21 protein-coding genes are annotated in these 23370 nt (G+C 39.0%); 13 read left to right on the top strand and 8 right to left on the bottom strand.

The genetic code is table 11. The annotated features are described in order from the left end of the window. Positions 1 to 81: 81 nt before the first annotated feature. From cysK to QM867_RS07260, 3 genes are all read right to left on the bottom strand, one after another. Complete coding sequence (gene cysK / locus QM867_RS07270; RefSeq protein WP_371608097.1) at positions 82 to 1008, bottom strand: cysteine synthase A; 927 nt, start codon at positions 1006 to 1008, stop codon at positions 82 to 84. 96 nt (positions 1009 to 1104) lie between these two features. Further along, entirely contained in the window at positions 1105 to 1548 is a 444-nt protein-coding gene (locus QM867_RS07265) for a PH domain-containing protein (RefSeq protein WP_153224652.1), read from the bottom strand. 16 nt (positions 1549 to 1564) lie between these two features. Continuing rightward, positions 1565 to 2200, bottom strand: coding sequence for a YigZ family protein (locus tag QM867_RS07260; protein ID WP_153224653.1), 636 nt, complete (start codon positions 2198 to 2200; stop codon positions 1565 to 1567). 55 nt (positions 2201 to 2255) lie between these two features. On the opposite strand from QM867_RS07260, the gene QM867_RS07255 reads away from it, so the two are divergent. From QM867_RS07255 to polA, 10 genes are all read left to right on the top strand, one after another. Further along, complete coding sequence (locus QM867_RS07255) at positions 2256 to 3554, top strand: DEAD/DEAH box helicase (RefSeq protein WP_153224654.1); 1299 nt, start codon at positions 2256 to 2258, stop codon at positions 3552 to 3554. Further along, the gene (locus QM867_RS07250) at positions 3551 to 4213 is read left to right on the top strand and encodes a ComF family protein (RefSeq protein ID WP_414315442.1); all 663 of its coding nucleotides are present in this window, start codon (positions 3551 to 3553) and stop codon (positions 4211 to 4213) included. The genes QM867_RS07255 and QM867_RS07250 overlap by 4 nt, the downstream gene beginning before the upstream one ends. Before the next feature lie 79 nt (positions 4214 to 4292). Continuing rightward, on the top strand, positions 4293 to 4835 hold the full coding sequence (gene hpf / locus QM867_RS07245; protein WP_049509978.1) for a ribosome hibernation-promoting factor, HPF/YfiA family: 543 nt from the start codon (positions 4293 to 4295) through the stop codon (positions 4833 to 4835). Between the two features lie 203 nt (positions 4836 to 5038). Next, positions 5039 to 5503: an IS200/IS605 family transposase gene (gene tnpA, locus QM867_RS07240; RefSeq protein ID WP_311522332.1), complete on the top strand. Its 465-nt coding sequence runs from the start codon at positions 5039 to 5041 to the stop codon at positions 5501 to 5503. Positions 5504 to 5739: 236 nt separating this feature from the next. Next, positions 5740 to 7713 carry a DHH family phosphoesterase gene (locus QM867_RS07235; RefSeq protein WP_414315441.1) on the top strand — a complete coding sequence of 658 codons (1974 nt, stop codon included), beginning with the start codon at positions 5740 to 5742 and terminating at the stop codon, positions 7711 to 7713. After that, the gene (gene rplI, locus QM867_RS07230; protein ID WP_000864204.1) at positions 7710 to 8162 is read left to right on the top strand and encodes a 50S ribosomal protein L9; all 453 of its coding nucleotides are present in this window, start codon (positions 7710 to 7712) and stop codon (positions 8160 to 8162) included. The genes QM867_RS07235 and rplI overlap by 4 nt, the downstream gene beginning before the upstream one ends. Before the next feature lie 42 nt (positions 8163 to 8204). After that, positions 8205 to 9563: a replicative DNA helicase gene (gene dnaB, locus QM867_RS07225; RefSeq protein ID WP_000852500.1), complete on the top strand. Its 1359-nt coding sequence runs from the start codon at positions 8205 to 8207 to the stop codon at positions 9561 to 9563. Then, entirely contained in the window at positions 9560 to 9826 is a 267-nt protein-coding gene (locus tag QM867_RS07220; protein ID WP_000128621.1) for a Veg family protein, read from the top strand. Before dnaB ends, QM867_RS07220 begins: the two co-directional genes overlap by 4 nt. 101 nt (positions 9827 to 9927) lie before the next feature. Beyond that, positions 9928 to 11061: an SH3 domain-containing protein gene (locus QM867_RS07215; RefSeq protein ID WP_414315440.1), complete on the top strand. Its 1134-nt coding sequence runs from the start codon at positions 9928 to 9930 to the stop codon at positions 11059 to 11061. A gap of 64 nt (positions 11062 to 11125) precedes the next feature. Further along, complete coding sequence (polA, locus tag QM867_RS07210; protein WP_414315439.1) at positions 11126 to 13759, top strand: DNA polymerase I; 2634 nt, start codon at positions 11126 to 11128, stop codon at positions 13757 to 13759. A 115-nt stretch (positions 13760 to 13874) separates the two neighbouring features. On the opposite strand, the gene QM867_RS07205 is transcribed toward polA, so the two are convergent. From QM867_RS07205 to QM867_RS07185, 5 genes are all read right to left on the bottom strand, one after another. Beyond that, positions 13875 to 15323 (bottom strand): APC family permease, encoded by a 1449-nt coding sequence (locus QM867_RS07205; protein ID WP_301559903.1) that lies wholly within the window; start codon positions 15321 to 15323, stop codon positions 13875 to 13877. Positions 15324 to 15746: 423 nt separating this feature from the next. Beyond that, positions 15747 to 17831, bottom strand: coding sequence for a GH92 family glycosyl hydrolase (locus QM867_RS07200; protein ID WP_414315438.1), 2085 nt, complete (start codon positions 17829 to 17831; stop codon positions 15747 to 15749). A 190-nt stretch (positions 17832 to 18021) separates the two neighbouring features. After that, positions 18022 to 19188, bottom strand: a complete 1167-nt coding sequence (locus QM867_RS07195; RefSeq protein WP_371608091.1) for a site-specific integrase — start codon at positions 19186 to 19188, stop codon at positions 18022 to 18024. Between the two features lie 177 nt (positions 19189 to 19365). Continuing rightward, positions 19366 to 20217 (bottom strand): DNA damage-inducible protein D, encoded by an 852-nt coding sequence (dinD, locus tag QM867_RS07190; protein WP_371608090.1) that lies wholly within the window; start codon positions 20215 to 20217, stop codon positions 19366 to 19368. Positions 20218 to 20844: 627 nt separating this feature from the next. Continuing rightward, complete coding sequence (locus QM867_RS07185; RefSeq protein WP_414315437.1) at positions 20845 to 21360, bottom strand: helix-turn-helix domain-containing protein; 516 nt, start codon at positions 21358 to 21360, stop codon at positions 20845 to 20847. A 206-nt stretch (positions 21361 to 21566) separates the two neighbouring features. Between QM867_RS07185 and QM867_RS07180 the strand changes: the two genes are divergently transcribed. The 3 genes from QM867_RS07180 (at position 21567) to QM867_RS07170 (ending at position 23170) form a co-directional block, all read left to right on the top strand. Then, positions 21567 to 21767, top strand: coding sequence for a helix-turn-helix transcriptional regulator (locus QM867_RS07180; protein WP_414315436.1), 201 nt, complete (start codon positions 21567 to 21569; stop codon positions 21765 to 21767). A gap of 201 nt (positions 21768 to 21968) precedes the next feature. Then, positions 21969 to 22553: a Bro-N domain-containing protein gene (locus tag QM867_RS07175; protein ID WP_414315435.1), complete on the top strand. Its 585-nt coding sequence runs from the start codon at positions 21969 to 21971 to the stop codon at positions 22551 to 22553. Continuing rightward, positions 22544 to 23170, top strand: a complete 627-nt coding sequence (locus tag QM867_RS07170; protein WP_414315434.1) for a Rha family transcriptional regulator — start codon at positions 22544 to 22546, stop codon at positions 23168 to 23170. The genes QM867_RS07175 and QM867_RS07170 overlap by 10 nt, the downstream gene beginning before the upstream one ends. Positions 23171 to 23370 lie beyond the last annotated feature (200 nt).

Raw genomic sequence — 23370 nt, 5'->3', positions numbered from 1 at the left:
TTTTGTTGGAGGGGAACTTAGAGGAATCTCTTTGAAGGTAAACAAAAAGCCCCATACTTAGGGCTTAATGTATTTAGGAGACTATACTTCAAACTCATAGAGTGCTGTAGATAGATAACGTTCTCCGTTATCTGGTGCAAGCGCAAGGACTTTTTTACCTGCTCCAAGTTTTTTAGCGACTTCAATTGCTGCATAGATAGCTGCTGCAGAAGAAATACCGACTAAGAATCCTTCTTTTCCACCGATTTCACGGCCAAGTGCTAGAGCATTATCTGATGTTACACGAACGATACCATCGTAAGCTTCTGTATCAAGTGTATCTGGAATGAATCCAGCAGAGATACCTTGAATTTTGTGAGGACCTGGCTTTTCACCAGACAAGATAGCTGACTCGTCTGCCTCAACAGCAAAAACTTGAATGTTTGAGTTAGCAGTTTTAAGAGCATGAGAAACACCAGAAATAGTTCCTCCAGTACCAACACCGGCAACAAAGGCGTCTAAACCATCAGCTCCGAAATCAGCTAGAATTTCAGCTCCTGTTGTTCTTTCGTGAACCTCTGGGTTAGCTTGGTTATTAAACTGTAATGGTAGGAAACCATCACGCTCAGCAGCAATTTCCTGCGCTTTTGCAATCGCACCTTTCATTCCTTCGCTACCAGGAGTGAGGACTAGTTCAGCTCCATAAGCTTGGATAATTTTACGACGTTCCACGCTCATTGTTTCAGGCATAACGATAACAACTTTGTAACCTTTAGCGGCACCAACCCATGAGAGACCAATACCAGTGTTCCCACTAGTTGCTTCTACAATGGTAGAACCAGGTTTCAATTTACCTTCTTGTTCTGCTTTTTCAATCATGCTTAGGGCGATACGGTCCTTAACTGACGATCCTGGGTTAAAAGCTTCAAGTTTTACATAAACATCTGCTGCACCTTCTGGTACAATGTTATTCAATTTAACAATCGGTGTTCTACCGATGAGTTCTGTGATATTGTTATAAATTGCCATATTAGCACCTCTTTATATAAGATGCTACTAGTATAACGCTAACTTTAACTTTTGTAAAATATAGAAATCCTATCGGAGTGATAGGATTTTTTTATATCAATGATTCAAACCATTCATATTCAAACGATTATGATAAGCTAAGTCAAATAGATAGGTGTAAAGAGGTACAATATCAGTTTTCTTTGGAAATTCAAATTTGTGAGAATTAAAATGCTCATTGTGAGATTTTAAAAAGGCATTTTCTAAATAAGTAATCGTAATCTCACTATCATCAATCCCAAGTCCAGCAGTTTCCATTTCAACATTGACAATGTTCATGAGGAAAATTGATTTGATAGACATCTTCCGTCCGGTTGCCCCTTGTTTATCTGTAAAGATGATTCGGATATTTGTAAAGATAATTGAGTCACGAATGAGTTTATATCCGCTTTGAATTTCTTCATTTTCTAATAAATATTGTCCAAACTCCTTGGTAAGAGTTTCTTTACTTTGCTCACTGAAGTTTCCAGCGAGTCCCTGAATTAATCTTCCAAAAGCCATATGATATTTCCTTTCTTTACGATAGGTTTACAGGTACTTCAACTTCACGTAAACCTTTGTCAGTTAGAGTAACTTTTCCATTGAAAAATTCAATGAGATCAGCCTTGATATCGTCTTTCCTTTCTTTGTCAACGAAAATCATTGTGTCAACTTGGTCTGTAAAGTTTGTCTCTAATTCTATAAGATTATTCTCTTTAAGAAAATTACCGTATTCTTGATATTGGGCATAAGACATTTGAATGGAGATGCCAGCTTGCTCTTTGATTTCAATAATGCCAATTTCCTTAACTGCTAGAGCAACGCTACCAGCATAAGCGCGAATCAAACCACCAGCTCCTAGTTTGATACCACCAAAATAACGAGTAACTACCACACAGACATTAGTAAGGTTGTGATTCTCCAGAACTCCTAGCATAGGAACGCCAGCAGTCCCACTAGGTTCTCCATCATCACTAGTTCGCTTGATTTCACTACGCTCACCGACAATAAAAGCAGAGCAGTTGTGGGTAGCTTTATAGTGTTCTTTTTTGATAGCTGTGATAAAGTCACGAGCTTCTTCCTCACTATAGACACGTTTGGCATGACAGATAAAGCGTGATTTTTTGATTTCTTCTTGGACTTGTCCGTCCTCTTTTATAGTTCTGTATTCCATATTTTTATTGTACTAAAAAATAGCGTAAAGTTCTACATTTTACGAATAAAGAAATATGAAAGTAAATCCAAATTATCTCGGTCGCCTTTTTACCGAGCAAGAATTAAGTCATGAGGAGAGACAACAAGCAAAACAAATTCCATCCATGAAAAAAGAAAAGGGTCAACAATATTGTCAGCGTTGTGGTAGTCAGATAGAAGAAGAATGGCATTTGCCTATTGGTGCTTTTTATTGCCGAGAATGCTTGATTATGAAGCGAATAAGAAGTGATCAAAATCTCTATTATTTTCCGCAAGAAAGGTTTCCACAGCAAGATGTACTAAAATGGTCAGGTCAACTGACTCCATTTCAAGAGCGGGTATCACAAGGACTCCTTCAGGCGGTAGATAAGAAGGAGGCTACCTTGGTACATGCAGTGACAGGAGCTGGTAAGACAGAGATGATTTACCAAGTTGTTGCCAAGGTGATTGATCAAGGTGGAGCTGTTTGTTTGGCCAGTCCACGAATTGATGTTTGCCTAGAGCTCCATAAACGACTACAAAATGATTTTGCATGTGATATTGCGCTATTACATGGGGAGTCGGATCCCTATTTTCGTACTCCTTTGGTTATAGCAACCACTCACCAGCTATTAAAATTTTATCAAGCTTTTGATTTATTGATTGTGGATGAAGTAGACGCCTTCCCTTATGTTGATAATCCTGTACTTTACCATGCTGTCAATAATTGTGTAAAGGAGACCGGATTGAGAATATTTTTAACAGCAACGTCAACTGATGAGTTAGATAGAAAAGTTAAACAAGGGGAGTTAAAGCGTCTCAGTTTACCTCGTCGTTTTCATGGAAATCCTCTCATTGTTCCCAAGCCAATCTGGTTATCGCATTTTAATAGATATTTAGAAAAAAATGGCTTACCTCCAAAATTAAAACTTTACATTGAGAAACAGAGAAAGACGGCCTATCCCTTACTAATCTTTGCCTCTGAGATTAAAAAGGGAGAAAAACTAAAAGAAATTTTGCAGGAGAAGTTTCCGAATGAGAAAATAGGCTTTGTATCCTCAATTACGGAAGACCGATTAGAGCAGGTACAGGCCTTTCGAGATGGAGAGTTGACGATATTAATAAGCACAACTATATTAGAGCGTGGAGTTACCTTCCCTCGTGTAGATGTTTTTGTGGTGGAAGCCAATCATCAACTCTTTACCAAGTCAAGTTTAGTACAAATTGGTGGGCGAGTTGGAAGAAGCATGGATCGTCCTACCGGAGAACTGATATTTTTCCATGACGGACTCAATCTGTCCATTAAGAAAGCCATAAAGGAGATTAAGCAAATGAATCAGGAGGCAGGAGTATGAAGTGTTTATTGTGTGGTAAAAGCTTGCAAACAGAGATAACCTTTACTAACCTGCTCTGTTTTAAAAAGGAGGAGGAAATAGTCTGTGAATCCTGTATTTCGTCTTTCGAGAGTATCGGTGGTAATCATTGTCCTACTTGTTTTAAAAAAGGAATGTCAATCATCTGTCAAGATTGTCAATTTTGGTGTAAAAAAGGTGTAAAGGTTGATCATGTGGCTCTTTATTCCTATAATCAGGCCATGAAAGAATATTTTAGTCACTATAAATTTGATGGTGATTATCTTCTTAGAAAGGTATTTTCTGAGATATTGCAAAAAGAGTTAAAGAAGTATAAGGACTATCAGATTGTGATTGTTCCTCTGAGTGACGAGCGTTTTACAAGTAGAGGATTTAATCAAGTTGAGGGTTTGATAAAGGATACTGGGTTAGCATATCTGGATATTTTGGTTAAAAAAGAAGTTGAGGCTAGTTCTTCAAAAAATCGATCGGATCGCTTACTTGCAGAGTTTCCATTTTTATTGAAAGATGGAGTGAAGCCCCCAGAAAATATCTTACTCTTTGATGATATTTATACAACTGGAACTACCTTGAATCGTCTTAAAAGTATGCTTTTAGCAGCTGGTTGTCAGAATATTAAAACTTTTTCCCTCGCAAGATGAGGAAAAAGTTTGCAAAAAAAATATGAAAGCGTTATAATATAATTAGAAAAACAAATATGTTTAGAAAGAAGGTACTTATATGATTAAATATAGTATCCGTGGTGAAAACCTAGAAGTAACAGAAGCAATTCGTGATTATGTAGTTTCTAAACTCGAAAAGATCGAAAAATACTTCCAAGCAGACCAAGAATTGGATGCGCGTGTTAACTTGAAAGTTTACCGTGAAAAGACTGCTAAAGTAGAAGTAACCATTCCGCTTGGATCTATTACTCTTCGTGCAGAAGATATTTCTCAAGATATGTACGGCTCTATTGATTTGGTGACAGATAAGATTGAGCGTCAGATTCGTAAAAACAAAACTAAAATTGAACGTAAGAACAGAAATAAAGTATCTACAAGTCAACTCTTTACAGATGTTTTAGTTGAGGACTTAGATGTAGCACAACCAAAAGTTGTTCGTTCAAAACAAATTGATTTGAAACCAATGGATTTGGAAGAAGCTATCTTACAGATGGATTTATTGGGACATGACTTCTTTATCTATGTAGATGTTGAAGATGAAACAACAAATGTTATCTATCGTCGAGAAGATGGAGATATCGGTCTTCTAGAAGTTAAATAATCAAAAAAATTAGCCTTTTAAAGTGGTTTACACTAGTGTAAACCACTTTTTAGTTATGTGACTATTAGTCCGTCTCGCTCCGTGAGGTGCGAGACAAATAAACCATCCGCTATGCGGGTGCGCGTCGAAGGTTATACCAAAAAAACTCCAAACGCGATACAATAAAGGTGTTCAAGCCAATTGTAAAGCGAAAGGAGAAAACCATGGTACAAAAGTCTCATAGTTTATCACACACAAAGTGGCACTGTAAGTATCACATTGTGTTCACCCCTAAGTATAGACGAAAAGTCATCTATAATCAATATCGGAGTAGTTTAGGTGAAATATTTCATCGCTTGTGTAGTTATAAGGGAGTTGAAATTATCGAGGGTCACTTAATGCCAGACCATGTACATATGTTAGTAAGTATTCCACCAAGGATAAGTGTTTCGAGTTTTATGGGTTATTTAAAAGGTAAAAGTGCACTCATGATGTTTGACAAACACGCCAATTTGAAATATAAGTTTGGGAATCGGCATTTCTGGGCAGAAGGTTATTATGTGAGTACAGTAGGGCTTAATGAAGCCACGATAAGGAAATACATACAAGATCAGGAAAAGCATGATATAGCACTAGATAAATTAAGTGTAAAAGAATATGAGGATCCCTTTAGGGATAGTGGCAAGTAATACTCACACCTCTTTAAGAGGCAAGTGACGAGTCAAGAGCAATGAGGCTTGAACAACGTGAAAGCCAGCTTCTTTAGGCGCTGGCTGGTAATTTGGGCTTATAGCCCTGGTGTAAACCACCCGTTTGACGGGTGGTTATGATTTGGATGTTTTATTATTATTTGAAAATAGGGTTTCCTCTTTAAAAGTCGCTTTTTGGCTACATTTGTGGTATAATAATGCGCAAGAGGTTTGTAATGAAAAAAAATGAAATAAATCCCTTTTTTATGTATCTGATTGCTATAGTAACCTTTACGATTATGACCATTTTGATTGTGTTAGTAAAGGATAATCTTATCACTATAGCAAGTCTATTTTTATTTATCGTATTCTATGTTCTGCTATTTAATTTCCAGAAAAAATATTACAAAAAAACAGATATCGAGCAAATCCAGTATGTCAATCATCAGGCTACGGATAGTTTGAGTGCCCTCCTAGAGCAAATGCCTGTCGGGGTTGTTAAATTAAACATGGACAGCAGTGAGATTGAATGGTTCAATCCCTATGCTGAGTTAATTTTGACAACCGAGGATGGAGAAATTGATTTTCCTCAATTTCAAAAGATTTTGAAGAGTTCGATTTCTACTCCAGGGGCTTATGCCATTGTTGGGGAGAAACGTTATGCAGTGCATTTGGATAGAAATTCGGGTGTCTTATACTTTTTTGATGTTTCTGGTGAGTATGAGGCGACTGCTGAATTGGTAACAAGTCGTCCTGTAATTGGAATTATCTCAGTTGATAACTATGATGATTTGGAAAATGAAACGTCTGAATCAGACATTAGTCATATTAATAGCTTTGTTGCAAATTTTGTTTCAGAATTTGCTGGGAAACATGCCATGTTTTCTCGTAGAGTGAGCATGGATCGCTTCTATTTATTTACGGACTATACCGTACTTGATCACTTGATGCAGGATAAATTTTCTGTGATTGATATCTTTCGTGAGGAAGCTAAGCAACGAAATTTGCCACTAACGATGAGTATAGGAGTTTCCTATGGTGATGGGAATCATGACCAGATTGGGAAGGTTGCTCTCCTCAATCTCAACTTAGCGGAAGTTCGTGGTGGTGACCAAGTAGTTGTAAAAGAGAATGATGAAACCAAAAATCCAATCTACTTTGGAGGCGGTTCAGCAGCATCTGTTAAACGTACTCGGACACGAACTCGTGCTATGATGACAGCTATCTCAGATAAACTTAAAAGTGTCGATCGAGTTTTTGTTGTTGGTCACAAGAATCTTGACATGGATGCTCTTGGTTCAGCAGTTGGAATGCAGTTGTTTTCGAGTAATGTACTAGAAGATAGTTATGTGATTTATGATCCTACACAGATGTCTCCAGATATCGCTCGAGCGGTCAATTATTTGGAAGATGAGGGTGTTTCAAAACTTCTTCCTTTAAATCAAGCGATGACAATGGTTACCAAACGCTCCTTACTGGTGATGGTTGACCATTCTAAGACAGCTTTAACCTTATCCAAAGAGTTTTATGACTTATTTACCCAGACGATTGTCATTGACCATCATCGTCGTGACCAAGATTTTCCAGATAATTCGGTCATTACCTATATCGAGAGTGGAGCTAGTAGTGCTAGTGAACTTGTAACTGAGTTGATTCAATTTCAAAACTCTAAGAAGAAACGTTTGAGTCGTATTCAGGCTAGTGTTCTTATGGGAGGGATGATGTTGGATACTAAAAATTTCACCTCTCGGGTAACTAGTCGAACTTTTGATGTTGCAAGTTATCTCAGAACTAGAGGGAGTGATAGCATTGTCATTCAGGAAATTTCAGCCACTGATTTTGAAGAATATCGATTGGTAAATGAATTAATTTTACAAGGGCAAATGGTACAGCCATCAATCCTGGTTGCTCAAGCTTTGGAGGATAAAGAGTACGATACGGTTGTTATTAGTAAGGCTGCTGATGCTATGCTTGCCATGTCTGGTATAGAGGCCAGCTTTGTACTTGCTAAGAATAGTCAAGGAGCAATCTCCATTTCTGCGCGAAGCAGAAGTAAGATCAATGTCCAACGAATTATGGAAGAGTTAGGTGGCGGTGGTCACTTTAACTTAGCTGCGGCACGTTTGACAGATATGAGCCTGCAAGAAGCAGGAGATAAACTGAAAACAGTTATTTTTAATGAAACAAAAGAAAAGGAGTCAGAAGAATGAAAGTAATCTTTTTAGCAGATGTTAAAGGTAAAGGGAAAAAAGGTGAAATTAAAGAAGTGCCAACTGGATATGCACAAAACTTTTTAATTAAGAAAAACCTTGCTAAGGAAGCTACAGCTCAAGCTATTGGTGAATTGCGCGGTAAGCAAAAATCAGAAGAAAAAGCACATGCAGAGATGCTTGCAGAAGCGAAGGAAATTAAAGCAAAACTGGAAGCAGAAGAAACAATCGTTGAGTTTGTCGAAAAAGTTGGTCCAGACGGACGAACATTTGGGTCAATTACTAACAAGAAGATTGCAGAAGAATTGCAAAAACAATTTGGTATTAAAATTGATAAACGCCACATTCAAGTTCAATCACCAATCCGAGCAGTTGGTTTGATTGATGTTCCGGTTAAGATTTATCAAGATGTAACAAGTGTAATCAATCTTCGTGTCAAGGAAGCTTAATTTACGATTGGTTGACAATATTGTAAAAGGAAGGAAAGTCTGATGGCAGAAGTTGAAGAACTGCGTGTTCAGCCTCAAGATATCCTGGCAGAACAATCTGTTTTAGGAGCCATTTTTATTGATGAGACTAAACTCGTTTTTGTCCGAGAATATATCGATTCACAGGACTTCTTTAAGTATGCTCACCGTTTGATTTTTCAAGCTATGGTTGATTTGTCTGATCGTGGAGATGCTATTGACGCAACCACAGTTCGGACGATACTAGATAGCCAGGGTGATTTACAAACTATTGGAGGCTTGTCTTATCTGGTTGAGATTGTCAATTCAGTGCCGACCTCTGCAAATGCGGAATACTATGCTAAAATTGTAGCAGAAAAGGCTATGCTTCGACGCCTAATCGCTAAGTTGACAGAGTCTGTAAACCTAGCCTATGAAGCTTCTCAACCTGCTGACGAAATTATCGCTCGTGCAGAAAAAGGTTTGATTGATGTCAGTGAGAATGCCAATCGAAATGGCTTTAAAAATATTCGCGATGTATTGAATATCAACTTCGGAAATCTAGAAGCTCGTTCTCAACAGACTTCTGATATCACGGGTATTGCGACAGGTTATCGAGATTTAGATCACATGACGACAGGTCTCCATGAGGAAGAATTAATTATTTTGGCAGCTCGTCCTGCGGTTGGTAAGACAGCCTTTGCTTTGAATATTGCGCAAAATATCGGAACCAAACTAGACAAGACAGTTGCTATTTTCTCTCTGGAAATGGGTGCTGAAAGTTTGGTCGATCGTATGTTGGCTGCGGAAGGATTGGTAGAGTCGCATTCTATCCGTACAGGTCAATTGACTGAGGAAGAATGGCGCAAGTATACGATTGCTCAGGGGAATCTGGCTAATGCAAGTATCTACATTGATGATACACCAGGGATTCGGATCACAGAAATTCGCTCTCGTTCCCGTAAACTGGCTCAGGAAACAGGTAATCTAGGCTTGATTTTGATTGACTATCTTCAGCTGATCACAGGGACTGGTCGAGAAAATCGTCAACAAGAAGTATCTGAGATTTCCCGTCAGTTGAAAATCCTAGCAAAAGAACTCAAAGTTCCAGTTATAGCTCTTAGTCAGCTTTCTCGTGGTGTAGAGCAACGTCAAGATAAGAGACCAGTTTTGTCTGATATTCGTGAATCTGGATCTATTGAGCAGGATGCTGATATCGTAGCCTTTCTCTATCGTGATGACTATTATGAGCGCGGTGGTGAAGAAGAGGAAGGCATTCCAAATAATAAAGTAGAAGTGATTATCGAGAAAAACCGTAGCGGTGCTCGCGGAACGGTAGAATTGATTTTCCAAAAAGAATATAATAAATTTTCAAGTATTTCGAAGATGGAGGAACCAAGATGACAGACGCATTTACAGATGTGGCTAAAATGAAAAAAATCAAAGAAGAAATTAAGGCGCATGAGGGACAAGTGGTGGAAATGACCTTAGAAAATGGTCGTAAACGTCAAAAGAATCGTTTGGGAAAACTAATTGAGGTTTATCCATCGCTCTTCATCGTTGAGTTTGGAAATGTTGAAGGAGACAAACAGGCTAATGTCTATGTTGAATCTTTCACCTATTCAGATATTTTAACAGAAAAGAACTTAATTCATTATTTGGATTAAGGATAATCATGAAAGTGAGAAATACTCTCACTTTTTTCTTTTTCTTTCGAATGATATAAATGAGGTCAACCTCAAAAATCTAATTATTTGAAGGAGAATGCATGACATTTACTAAAGCAGGACATAAAAAGGGAACTTTTCTCAGAAAGACAGCTGTAGGCTCAGCTTCACTAGTTTTAGCAGGTATTTTTTTATTTAGTGGAGGAACTGTTCATGCCAACCAGGCAAACAATGGATCACAGGCGCGTGGAGATGATTATCCCTATTATTATAAAAATGGGAGTCAGGAGATTGATAAATGGCGCATGTATTCTCGTCAGTGTACTTCTTTTGCAGCCTTTCGTTTGAGTAATGTCAATGGTTTTGAAATTCCGGCGGCTTATGGAAATGCTAATGAATGGGGATATCGTGCTAAACGAGAAGGTTATCGCGTAGATCAGCGCCCAGCAATTGGTTCTATCGCTTGGGATACAAGTGGACAGTATGGTCATGTCGCTTGGGTATCCAATGTTTTTGGTGATATGATTGAAATTGAAGAATACAATTATGGAGTCAGAGAAAGGTACAATCGACGAACGGTAAAGGCCAATTCTATGACTGGATTCATTCATTTTAAAGATGTGGGGAATACTAGCTCAGGAAATTATCAGTTATCACTCGTATCTAGTGGGACACATGTTTTTACAGAAAAAGCAGCCATTATGGATCAGCCATCACTAACAGCAACGATTATCGATTATTACTATGCGGGAGAAAGTGTTCATTATGATCAAACTCTTGAAAAAGATGGGCATAAATGGATTAGTTATATTTCACGAAGCGGGAACAGACGTTATATCCCCTTAACTAAAACAAGTAGCTCTAAAAATGGTTGGGAAAAAGAAGGAACTGTTTGGTATTATTATGAAAATGGTCAGAAAGCAGTCGGTTGGAAGAAGATTAATGGAAACTGGTATCATTTGCAAGCTGATGGTACAATGACGACAGGCTGGTTAAAAGATGGTTCTAAGTGGTATTATCTGAAGTCGTCTGGCGAAATGCAGACAGGCTGGTTAAAGGATAATGGAACATGGTACTATCTTGAAAGCTCAGGTGCTATGAAGGCTAGCCAGTGGTTTCAGGTTTCAGGGAAATATTACTATGTGAATGCATCGGGAGCTTTAGCAGTCAATACGACTATCGATGGTTTCCAAGTTGATAGCAGTGGTGCACGAGTAGAAAATCCAGCATCATAAGTGTTATTCAGTATTTGGGCTCTTCCTAATGGTATTTTTCCCTGCTTTCCTTTATAATGGGTGTATGGACAAGAAAAAATTATTACTAATTGACGGCTCTTCAGTTGCTTTTCGGGCATTCTTTGCACTTTACCAGCAACTGGATCGTTTTAAAAATGCTAACGGTCTTCATACAAATGCTATCTATGGTTTTCAACTTATGTTGAATCATTTGCTAGAGCGTGTTGAGCCTAGCCATATCTTGGTGGCATTTGATGCGGGGAAGACGACTTTTCGTACAGAGATGTATGCAGACTATAAGGGTGGTCGTGCTAAAACTCCAGATGAGTTTAGAGAGCAATTTCCTTTTATTCGTGAGTTGCTAGACCATCTTGGAATTCGCCATTATGAGTTAGCCCAGTATGAAGCAGATGATATCATCGGGACTCTTGGTCGTTTGGCTGAAAAGGATTCATTTGATGTAACTATCGTCAGTGGAGACAAGGACTTGATCCAGTTGACAGATGAACATGCAGTGGTTGAGATTTCTAAGAAAGGTGTAGCTGAGTTTGAGGCATTTACACCAGAATATCTCATGGAAAAGATGGGCATCACACCAGCTCAGTTCATTGATCTTAAAGCCCTCATGGGAGATAAGTCGGATAATATCCCTGGTGTAACTAAGATTGGTGAAAAGACGGGTATCAAGCTATTGTTAGAATATGGCTCGCTTGAAGGTATTTATGAAAATATTGATGAGATGAAGGCATCGAAGATGAAGGAAAATCTCATTAATGACAAGGAACAAGCCTTCCTATCTAAAACACTGGCTACCATCGACACGAAAGCGCCGATTGAGATTGGACTGGATGACTTGTTTTATAGCGGTCCAGATGTGGAAAATCTTGGGAAATTCTACGATGAGATGGGCTTCAAACAACTCAAGCAGGCTTTAAATGTATCATCAGCTGATGTGGCTGAGAGTTTGGACTTTACTATGGTTGACAAATTCAGTCAAGATATGCTAAGTGCGGACTCCATCTTCCACTTTGAACTCTTTGGAGAAAACTACCATACAGATGACTTGATTGGTTTTGCCTGGTCATGCGGAGACAAGCTCTACGCCACAGACAATCTTGAACTTTTGCAAGACCCGATTTTTAAGGATTTTCTAGAAAAAACACCTCTGAAAGTGTATGATTTTAAGAAAGCAAAAGTCCTCTTAAATCGCTTTGGCTTGAATTTGCAGGCTCCTGCTTTTGACAGTCGCTTGGCCAAATACCTTCTCTCTACTGTCGAGAATAATGAAATTTCAACCATCGCTAGTCTCTACGGCCAAACTTATTTGATGGATGATGAGTCCTTCTACGGCAAGGGGGTCAAGAAAGCTATCCCTGAGCGAGAGAAATTCTTGGAACACTTGGCTCGCAAGGTTGCTGTGCTGGTTGAAACTGAACCTGTTTTACTTGAAAAATTAAGTGAAAACGGACAGTTAAACCTTCTCTATGATATGGAGCAGCCTCTGGCCTTTGTGCTTGCTAAGATGGAAATCGCTGGGATTAAGGTTAAAAAAGAAACTCTACTCGAGATGCAAGCTGAAAATGAGCTAGTCATTGAAAAGCTGACTCAAGAGATTTATGAATTGGCTGGTGAGGAGTTTAATATCAACTCACCTAAACAGTTGGGCGAACTACTTTTTGAAAAGCTAGGTCTCCCTATAGAATACACCAAGAAAACTAAGACAGGTTACTCGACAGCAGTGGATGTGTTAGAGCGCCTAGCTCCTATTGCCCCAATCGTCAAGAAAATTTTAGATTATCGTCAGATTGCTAAGATTCAATCCACTTATGTGATTGGTTTACAGGACTGGATTTTAGCTGATGGTAAGATTCACACGCGCTATGTACAAGATTTGACTCAGACAGGGCGTCTGTCTAGTGTGGATCCAAACTTGCAAAATATTCCTGTTCGCTTGGAACAAGGTCGCCTTATTCGTAAGGCTTTCGTGCCAGAGTGGGAGGATAGTGTTCTTCTCAGCTCGGACTATTCACAGATTGAGTTGCGAGTTTTGGCGCATATCTCTAAAGATGAGCACTTAATCAAGGCTTTCCAAGAGGGAGCGGATATCCATACCTCGACAGCCATGCGTGTCTTTGGAATTGAACGTCCTGAAGATGTGACTCCAAATGACCGTCGCAATGCCAAGGCTGTCAACTTTGGAGTGGTTTACGGAATTTCAGACTTTGGTTTATCCAATAACCTAGGTATCAGTCGTAAAGAGGCTAAAGCATACATCGATACCTACTTTGAACGTTTCCCTGGTATCAAAAATTACATGGATGAAGTCGTTCGTGAGGCGCGTGATAAGGGTTATGTAGAGACTCTCTTCAAACGTCGTCGTGAGTTGCCAGATATCAATTCGCGTAACTTTAACATTCGTGGTTTTGCAGAGCGTACAGCGATCAACTCACCTATCCAGGGTTCGGCCGCTGATATTCTCAAAATTGCTATGATCCAGCTAGATAAAGCCTTGGTTGCAGGTGGTTACCAGACTAAGATGCTGTTACAAGTACACGATGAAATTGTTCTTGAAGTGCCTAAGTCAGAATTAGCTGCTATCAAAAAACTTGTCAAACAAACCATGGAAGAAGCAATTCAACTGAGTGTTCCATTGATTGCTGATGAGAATGAAGGCGTGACTTGGTATGAAGCCAAGTAAAAAATAAATTAGCAGACAAAAAATCCCCTTTGAACAGTAACGTTCAAGGGGATTTTTGCTGAGAAAATTCTTTCAAGCAAAGATAAAATCGATTTTATCTAGCTAGTAGTAGAATTTATTTGATTTGTTTCTTTTGTTCTTTTTTGGCAAGTACTGGTAGAATCACACCTAATCCAATCAGAATAATTGGGGTTAAGATGTTTGTAAGAAGAGAGAATTGCCAAGCAGTTGGATTCTCAGCATAGTTAATTTTTGGAACCATACCAAGGATACAAGCAAAGGCTGTGAAGAGGAAGCACCAAGTACCGATAACAAAACCAAGCTTAGGATTGTTCACAAACTTGTATTCGGCATTTTTGTATGTCTTCCAAGCGCGATTGAGCATCATGTAGGCAAGGAATACCCAGAGGTAACGCATTGGCATTACGATAGAATTGAGGTTTGTCATCCATTTTACAAGTCCATCAATTTCCTGAATACCAAAAATTGGAAGAATGATGATAAGGCTAACGAGGACACCTGTAAGAAGGTAGCCGTTAATGAGGACACCCTTTTCAGTACGTTTACGAAGCCAGCTTGGGATGTAGTTTTCATCAGCATTATTGAGAAGGATTTGTAATGGTGCATCAATAGAGAAGGCAAGTGCCGCGATTTGTCCGACCATATTTGTAAGAGCATAGATCACGACAAAGAGGTTTCCAACTCCCCAAGAATTTCCTAACATTTGGAAGGCTTGATAAGCACCATTACGCATGAGGTCTTCAGGGATATTATTGCCATCAAATAGCATTCCCATTGCAACTGAACCAAGGATAGCAGAGAGACCTACCATGATGGCCATGACAATCATACCTTTTGGAAATTCTTTTGCAGGATTGCGAGTTTGATTCACATAAGGGGAAATTTTTTCACAACCACCAACGGCAAAGACTAGTAGTGAGATGGTTGTAAAATAAGAAAAATCAAAGTTTGGAATGTAGGTGCTCAGTTGATCCATGTGCGGAGTCGCAAACTGGATGTCTGGTTTAATGAAAGGCAGACCGACTGCCAAAAGCACGAAGAGTAAAGACATAATCAGCATAGCACTTCCTGCCAAGCTACCGATGACTTTTAGAGTTGCCAATCCCTTTGTAGAAAGGTAGAGGAAAAGTCCAAAAATTAGTAAGCAGAGAATAACAATCCAGTGGATGTCAATTTGTTTTAGAAATTGTCCGTTACCTTGCAAGGCCCATCCAAGCGGAATCAGGATCCCTTGTGGTTTTTGTGCGAGGTAAGGAATGTGAACAACCCAGTAAGTCCAAGCAGCAAAGTAGGCGAGACGTTTGGTTGATGTTTTTTCAACCCAGTCACTCACACCACTTCCGCTTTCCTTAAAGGTAGAACCTAGTTGTCCGACAATGAGGGAATAAGGGATGAAGTAGAGTGCGAGGATTAAAACCCAAGATACGACGACGGAAATTCCCTGTTGAGAATAGTTGTTGACGACGTTTCCTAGCCCCCAAACCATGTTGAAGGCAATCAGAGAAACCATCAGCCAATTAAGTTGGTGTTGATCTTTTTTCATAATGTCTCCTTTTCTATTAATTTCAGTATATCATGTTTTTTTGAAAGCGCCTAACAAAATCCGAAATTTCCTATAAAAAATGTAGGGGGAATTTATCAGCTGGAGTTTGTAATTGAGTAAAAGTTATACACAATCTGTGGATAACTTTGTAAAATAAAAAATTGTTTTCTAAATGTTAGTTTAGAAAAAAGAGATAGAATGTGTGAGTTGAGTACTAAGCTAGTCAGTTATAAAGACTGATAGAACAGGATATTACGGTGTTTAACTTTAGAATGTAAAAAAATGGTTGAGAGAAATCGTTTGGAAGTACATGAAATTGATTTGAAAGTTAATTGAAAGTTATACACAATCTGTGGATAACTTTGTGGAGGATTTGGTATAAATCAGAAAATCCCCTTGTACATGACAAAGGGATTTGAACTATCAGTGATTTGGTAACCAACTGAGGGTAAAGTTGAGATTTTGGGCGTTTAGCAAATCCTGGTGACCAATACTCTGAACTTCTTTTCCGTCAAGATGACAGTCTTGTACAAAGTGGAAGTGTTCATGATTTTGCTGAGTACGAACATCCAACCACTGATCTTTTTCTGCAAGATAGACACGAAGGTGATCAAATAGCGGAATCCCAAGGTCATAAATAGCTTTTCCTGGGCAGGTTGGGTAAAGCCCAAGAGTGGACCAGACATACCAAGCCGATAAACTGCCGTTATCCTCATCTCCTGGATAAGCATCCCAGCCAGCTCGAAAGGCTTTTTGACGGAGAGGCTTGATTAAGAGACTGGTATATTGGGGATAATTACTGTAGCGGAACAGATAAGGGATGTGGAAACTTGGTTGGTTTGAAATGGCTAGTTGACCAAATGGCGCTGTTGCCATTTCGCTCATCTCGTGAATTTCATATCCATAACCCGTCGTTTCAAAGAGTGGGAGACTTTGACAAGATTTTAAGAGATAGTTGCTAAAGGCTTCTTTTCCACCCATGAGTTGACTAAGTCCAGAAATATCGTGTAAGACACCGAGACTGGCTTGGATGGCTGAACACTCAGCATAATCACGGCCCCAACTATAAGGAGAAAAGTCAGGACGGAAGTTGCCATCTACATCACGCGCCCTCATATATCCTGTCTCAGGATCAAATAGATTCTGATAGTTTTTAGAATAGTGGGCATAGGTTTGTGCCAGCTCTTTTTGACCCAATTTTGCTGCGCAGGTAGAGATACAAAAATCACTGTAAGCATAGTCTAGTGTGTGACTGACACTTTCATGGAAGTCTGTGGATAGGTATCCTAGCTTTTGGTACTGGGCCAGGCCGTGTCGTCCGTTGATAGCTTTTGGATCTGCCTTGGTCGCAGTTTCAAGCATGGCTTTGAGAAATTCCTCCTCAAGTTCAGGAGCCATGTTTTTGCAGGCGCTATCTGCAATAAGACCATCGATCAAAGTACCAGGCATCATGCCTCGTTCGTCAGGAGCCAGCCACTTAGGGAGGTATCCGGTGTCACGGTAGCTATTGAGGAAGCCTTCGAGAAACTGGCGATAGTATTCCGGAATAATCAAGGCAAAGAGTGGGAAAGAAGTGCGGAAGGTATCCCAAAAACCATTGTTGGTAAAGAGAAGACCTGGTTTAACTGTTCCTGAAGCGAGGTCCATATGGATGATTTCGCCCTGCTCAGTTACCTCGTAGAAGGTTTGAGGGAATAGAAAGAGTCTATAAAGACAATGATCAAAAAATGCTTGGTCTACTGACCCAGTTTCTACGACATCAAAGCGACCTAGAAGATTTTCCCAACTTGTCTTGGCGTCTTGTTTTGTTTCTTCAAAATCCTGTTTAGGAAGATTAAAGAGGGCCTGTTCTTTGGAAATAAAGGAAGTTGCTAGTTGAACTTGAGTTTCCGATCCGTCTAAGTCAATTCGCCAGTCCTGTCCCTCTTGCGTAATAGAAAGGATTTCTACAGAAAATCCGAGAGCAGTATACATGACGAGGGGACGTTTATTGGTTTCGGTTTCACCTTCTTGTCTCAGGGCCAGAGTTCGCTGATCGACTTGTTCAACTGTCAGTTCATCTGCTGCGTGAAGATAGAGGGAGAGTTCTTTTCCCTGTGTCTGTCTTAGTTGGGCAGAAGCACCGTAGCAAGTAGGAGTTAACTGAGTTTCAATCTGATAACGCTCAGAAAAAATTTTGAGATAATGGGGATTGAAAATAGCACGACCAAGGTTATAGGAAGACTGACGATGGAAGAGAGTGTCACCACTGATTTCTCCTGTAACAGGAGTCAGTAGTAACCAAGAATAATCGCCAATCCAAGGACTAGGCTGGTGGGTTAGTCGAACACCCTGAAATATGGGAAGATGGGGATCAAAAAACCAAGAACCTTCCTGGTCACTAGTTTGTGGAACGAAGTAATTCATCCCAAAAGGCACTCCAGTGTATGGTAGTGTATTACCTCGTGAAAATGCATGTTTACTGGCTGTTCCAAAACGCGTATCAATGGTTTCAAGTATGGGTTTCATAGCAGTTCCTTCAGTAGTTTTCTACATTATATCAGAAAAAGGAGACTTTTAGAAAGCGACTTCAAAATATAACAATTTTGTAGAAAAATGAGCCTTTTGACAAAATAAATCTCACAAAACACCGTTGTTATTGGCTTTTTGCTTTGTCTTGAAGCGTTGATTTTTGAATTTGCTCCCCTTTTTGCTCCCCTTATAGTGCTTTTAGTGCAGCTTCGTAGAATGATACTGCTTTTTTTGCGTTCTCTTTTGAGAGGTGGCTATATGTGTCCATGGTCATTGATAAAGTTGAATGACCTAGGCGGTGCTGGAGTTCCTTGTAAGGTATTCCAGAGTTAAGCAGTAAACTAGCGTGAGTATGACGGAAACCATGAAAACCTATATTCGGAACATCAGCGTGTTTAAAATGTGTTAGTAATCTTTTTTTAAGTTTTACGATGCTAGTATATTCATGAATGAAGTCAGAAAATACTACACTTTCACGTTGTCCGATCTTCCAGGCCTCTTTAGTTTGGCGTAGTTTGTACTGCTTCAGCATGCTAACAGTCTCTTGATCTATATCTATATCCCGATAACTAGACTTTGACTTTGGGCTGTTAATTTCTAAATACCGATTTAGTGTTTTGGTGACGTGTACAATGGCATTATCTAAATCTATATCAGACCAAGAAAGGGCTAAAGCTTCATTGATACGACAACCAGTAGCAAGTAAGAACTTATAGAGCGTTACATCATAGTAATAACGATATTTACAACTATCTAAATTATCAAGATAAACAAGAAACTTTTTTAATTCTGGATTATCAAAGTGTTTTACTTTTTTTCGCTTTGCTTTCTGAGTGTTACGAGGTAAAACAACATCACGGGCAGGATTGGACGGTATCGCTTGCATGGTTACGCCATACTGCAAGATACGTTTGTTTAAAGCGTGTATCATATCATAGTGTAGAAAAGCCCCTTTTTCCCCTCTATTTGCCTTGTCAGCAAGTTTGTTGATAATTGACTGGATAAGTGGAGTAGTGAGTTTGTCGAGCTTGTAAGCCCCGAAAATCGGCAATATATGATTATCGATTAGCTTTCTAACATTGCCTTGAGTGTTTGGCTTAACAGTATTTTTATAACTTTCCCACCAGAGAGTGGCTAATTCTTGATAGTTTTTTATGGTACTAGCTTTTTGTCTAGTACAACCGTCTTTCTGAAAAGCAATTTTTTCTTGAGTAGCTTTCTGTTTAACTTCCTTTTGTGTCCGCCCTGTTACCTTAGTTTTAACTTTCTTTCCTGTTATCTGGTCAATTCCTAGATATACATTAGCACGGTAAACTTTACAACCGTCTTTTTTTATAACTTCAGTTATTTTCATGATGATAAACCTTTCTAAAATACATCAGCAGGCAAGCTATTATTAAAAAGGTTTTAGATTGTGGTTTATATCATGCTAGGGCTTCACAGATTACCCTGTATTCAATTTTAAAGAGTCAGATGGTAAATAATACCAGAGTATGAAACAAGGCAAATATGGGGCTAATATTGCCCGCTATTACATATCATCAAAGAGCGAAAGTTGGTTATTATCAGCTTGTTTTTCAAGTTCTTTCTGTTTATTTTTCAACTCTTGTATACTTTCACGAGGAGTAGGGAGATTCTCCGGCATGGTTGTTCCGAGTTCTTTCATGGTATTTCTAATGGTTCGGCCTACGTTGAAATGGGTATCATTTGCGAGATCTTCGCCTTTTATGTTTCTACGTCGTAGAACTTCGTCGGTCTGAGTGGCACGGAATAAATTAGCAGCTAATTCAGCACTCCCCATAAAATCCAGAATATGCTCCCCTTCGTTTAGTTCTTTGAGGTTATGGATATCCTGCATAGTCAATCCACCATATAACCCCTGATATCCTGAGTTGTGAAATCGGCCAAAGTTTTTAACGCCAGCATTGCCAGCGGATTCGGCTAATGATTTGTTGTGGCGTTTAATTTCATCACGAATAGCTATTCGTTTTTGATCTTCGGTCAGTCGATTAAAATCATCGTGTAATTCTTGCTGACGAGTTTTAATAGCAAAATATGATTGCCCTAGTGCAATGACTTCTTTTCTAGGATCGCCATTTTGTACAATTAAATAACAGGCATAGCGTGATAGTTTAATATCTGCAATTTCTCGCGTTCCAAAATTAAGTTGTACAGTTTTGTTGACGTCAACAAAATTGGTAACCACGCGCTCTCCGGAGTTTTCACAGGCTATTTTTGCTTTGTCTATAACTTGGTTAAAGTTACGCCACTCCATATATTCTAGAATGGTTTGTAGTTCTCTGGCATACCAAAATTCTACTCCATTTTCGTCTATATGTTTGATATTTTCAAAAGTTAATTCATCGTACTGTTGGAGTTCCATAATAAAGTATCCTTTCTAAAATATTGTTAGCAGTTAAGTTACAAGCCTAGTATGGGATTGTTTGTGATAGGTGCTTTTGATATAATGTTTTTTGTCATCGGTTACCGATTACGTTCCTTACGGTTCGTGAGAGGAGGTGAAACTAATGAACCTTATCCCAGAGCTCGCTTTTACCATTATAGCGGATGTTATAGCAGGAATTATCTTGTATTTCGTCTGCAAATGGCTAGATGGTAGGAAGTAAACCGAGTGACTAGCCTAAAAACACCCGTTAAATCTATAAGATACGTCAAAAAAGCCCTTAACTACTGCAATAGTTAGGGGCTTTGGTGTTCTAATGAACCTTATCCATTAAGTTCATTCTAGCATACAAGCCCCAATATTTCAAGAGTTTTATTTTGTTAGAGTGTATTAGCTCCCTTTTAGACGTGAAAACATTTAAAATTATCAAAGCTTACCGTTTTTAGAGTGTATTAGAGAGCATTGAACTCCGAGAAAGCACGCGCTGCAGGATTGTTGGATATTGTGGCGCGTGGGTATGCTATAGGTCGTATAATCGGCACTTTCGGCTACCCTAAAAGAAAAATAGTAGTGCTAAGGTTTGCTATTGGCGAATATGGGGGATTTTTATCTCCCTCTCATAGCTAATAATTCAATAGTTTTACCTATATTTTCTTGTTCAGTTTCTGTTAGTATGCTCCATAAAGCTATAAATTTTTGTAATCTAGCAGGGAGAAATAGAAACGAGCTATAAAAGTCTTCACGGTGTTTTACAACTATTTCGGGAGGTACGGCAGTATTTTTATAGCTTTCATAAAATTGTTTATCAATATACTCATAAAAATCTTTTGTTCTTTCTCCGATTAGCTCTTTTATCTCTTGAGTGAGGAATGTATCAACATCAGGATAGTTTGAAAAAATTGTTTTATCCAATGCTTTTTCTAATTCTCTATGCTCACTATACCCCAACAGATATCCAACGCTTACCCCGAAGAAGTCAGCTAGTTGCTGGGCTTTTTCTGGTTTAATTTGGCGTTCCTCGTTTTCCCATCGCAATACGGTGATTTTAGATACAGAAATTTCATCAGCTAATCCTTGTTGGGTTAGCCCTTTTTGTTTTCTCAGTTCTTTCAATCTATTCATAATTTATCACACCTTTCACAGATGATTATATCTGATTTTTATAAAAGTATCAAGAAATGATACAAAAAATTCTAAAAAACAGTTGACAATTAACCAAAACGGATATATAATAAAACGAAAGTTATCCAAATTGGATACCACTCCCTCCAACCTTTCACACTTTCAATCTATTCATGGAGGGGGATTTTTTAGAAAGGGGGAAAGCTATGAATAAACTACGAGGCTATCGGGTTATGTTAGGATTAACTCAGCAACAAATGGCGGACAAGCTAAAAATTTCTTTGCAGTCGTACAACAACAAAGAATTAGGTAAAACGCCATTCAATGACAAAGAACGTCTAGAGATTAAGTCAATGGTTGCAGAAATCAAATCAGATATAACCATAGATGAACTATTTTATAGCTAGAAAGGCAGGCAAGCAATGAAGAGGAACTACACAAGGGTCATCGATGAAATGCGAACTACTCACGGGCTGAACTTGGTAGCTATTGGCCAACGGATAGGCATAGATCCCCGAACAGTTGGCAAATGGGCACAGGGCAAACATAAGCCCAACAAGGAAAGCAGAAAAAGACTAAACAAGTTATACAGAGAGGTCAAGAAAGACATGACAACACAGCAAAAAGATTTATGTGATTTTTTTGGGAACTTCTATCCCAAAGGAGAACCACACAACAAAAAGGAAGTTTTGGAAGTTGTAACAACTCAACGATTTGGATCTAAACACTTTGATGTTTATGGAGACATTCAAAATCCGTTATTTGTAGCGGTAGAGGTTGCTGAGATGATTGAAATTCAAAACACCACGGATTTACTAAAACGGGTAGATGATGATGAAAAGCTGACCTATGTAATATCTAGGGCAGGTCAAAAAAGAGAAATGAATATGCTGACAGAGTTCGGAGTCTATGAAGTTTTATCGCAGTCACGCAAACCACTAGCAAAAGAGTTTAAAAAAGTGGTCAAGCACATTCTGAAAGAAATCCGACTAAACGGCTACTACATGGATGGGGAACTGGTGGAAGAACCACAGACCACTATAAAAGCCCCTGACACATTGGCAGAGGCAGAGCGGTATTATATCGATACACTAGCCAAAGCCATTGCAGAGGCTCAAAATATGGACGAGAAGAGCCGTCTGACAAGCAAGCTAACCCGATTCATGCAGGAGGTAGAACCACAATGGAATTAGTCTACATGGACGGCAAGAAAGAGCCGTATACACTGAGCAGTATTGTGGCAGAATGTGCAGAAATCAAGCACAGACATTTGAAGATTTTGCTGAATAAGCACCGAGAGGATTTTGAAAGCTTCGGAAAGGTGCAATTTAAAATTTCACCTTCAGAAAGTGGGCAAAATGTACGGGACTATATTTTAAATGAACAACAAGCAACATTGCTGATCACTTACTTACGAAATACTGAACCTGTACGGCAGTTCAAAATGAACCTAGTCAAAGCCTTCTTTGAAATGCGTGAGGAGGTTTCTAAGTTTCGTATGCAGAGGGCGCTAGAAAAGCCAAAAAGAAAAACCTTGCATGACAGTATAGAGACTTGGAGGAATGCACCCAAGCATGCACACAGTACCATGAACAACCTGATACTGAAGGCAGTGACCGACAGGAACGCTAAGCAGTTAAGGGAAGAACGTGGGGGCTATAATGGCATCGATAGCTTGACCAGTGACGAGCTAGAGCAATACCAGGCATTTGAGGATATGGTAATAGCCATGATTTGCTTGAATATGAGTTATCAGGAAATTAAGTCCCTGGTATTCAGAAATAAAAAAACACGCCATAGAAGCGCGTGAGAGCAACAAAAAAAGGCTTAGCAATAACCACACCGCAGAGCCTTTCACACTAACACTAAAACGAATTTAACAAAAAGCAGGCAAGCTATTATCAAAGAGGTTTTAGTAAAGATTTATAACTAGATTATAGCATATCTAGGACATTTTGACCATACGGAGAGAGCCAACTCTTAAAACTGGTACTTTCTCACGCTTTCAAA

The sequence above is a fragment of the Streptococcus infantis genome, from assembly GCF_047463635.1.
In the GTDB taxonomy this organism is placed as follows: Bacteria; Bacillota; Bacilli; order Lactobacillales; family Streptococcaceae; genus Streptococcus; species Streptococcus infantis_W.
Note: the sequence above shows the minus strand (reverse complement) of the source record. Positions and strands in the feature narration are given on the sequence as shown.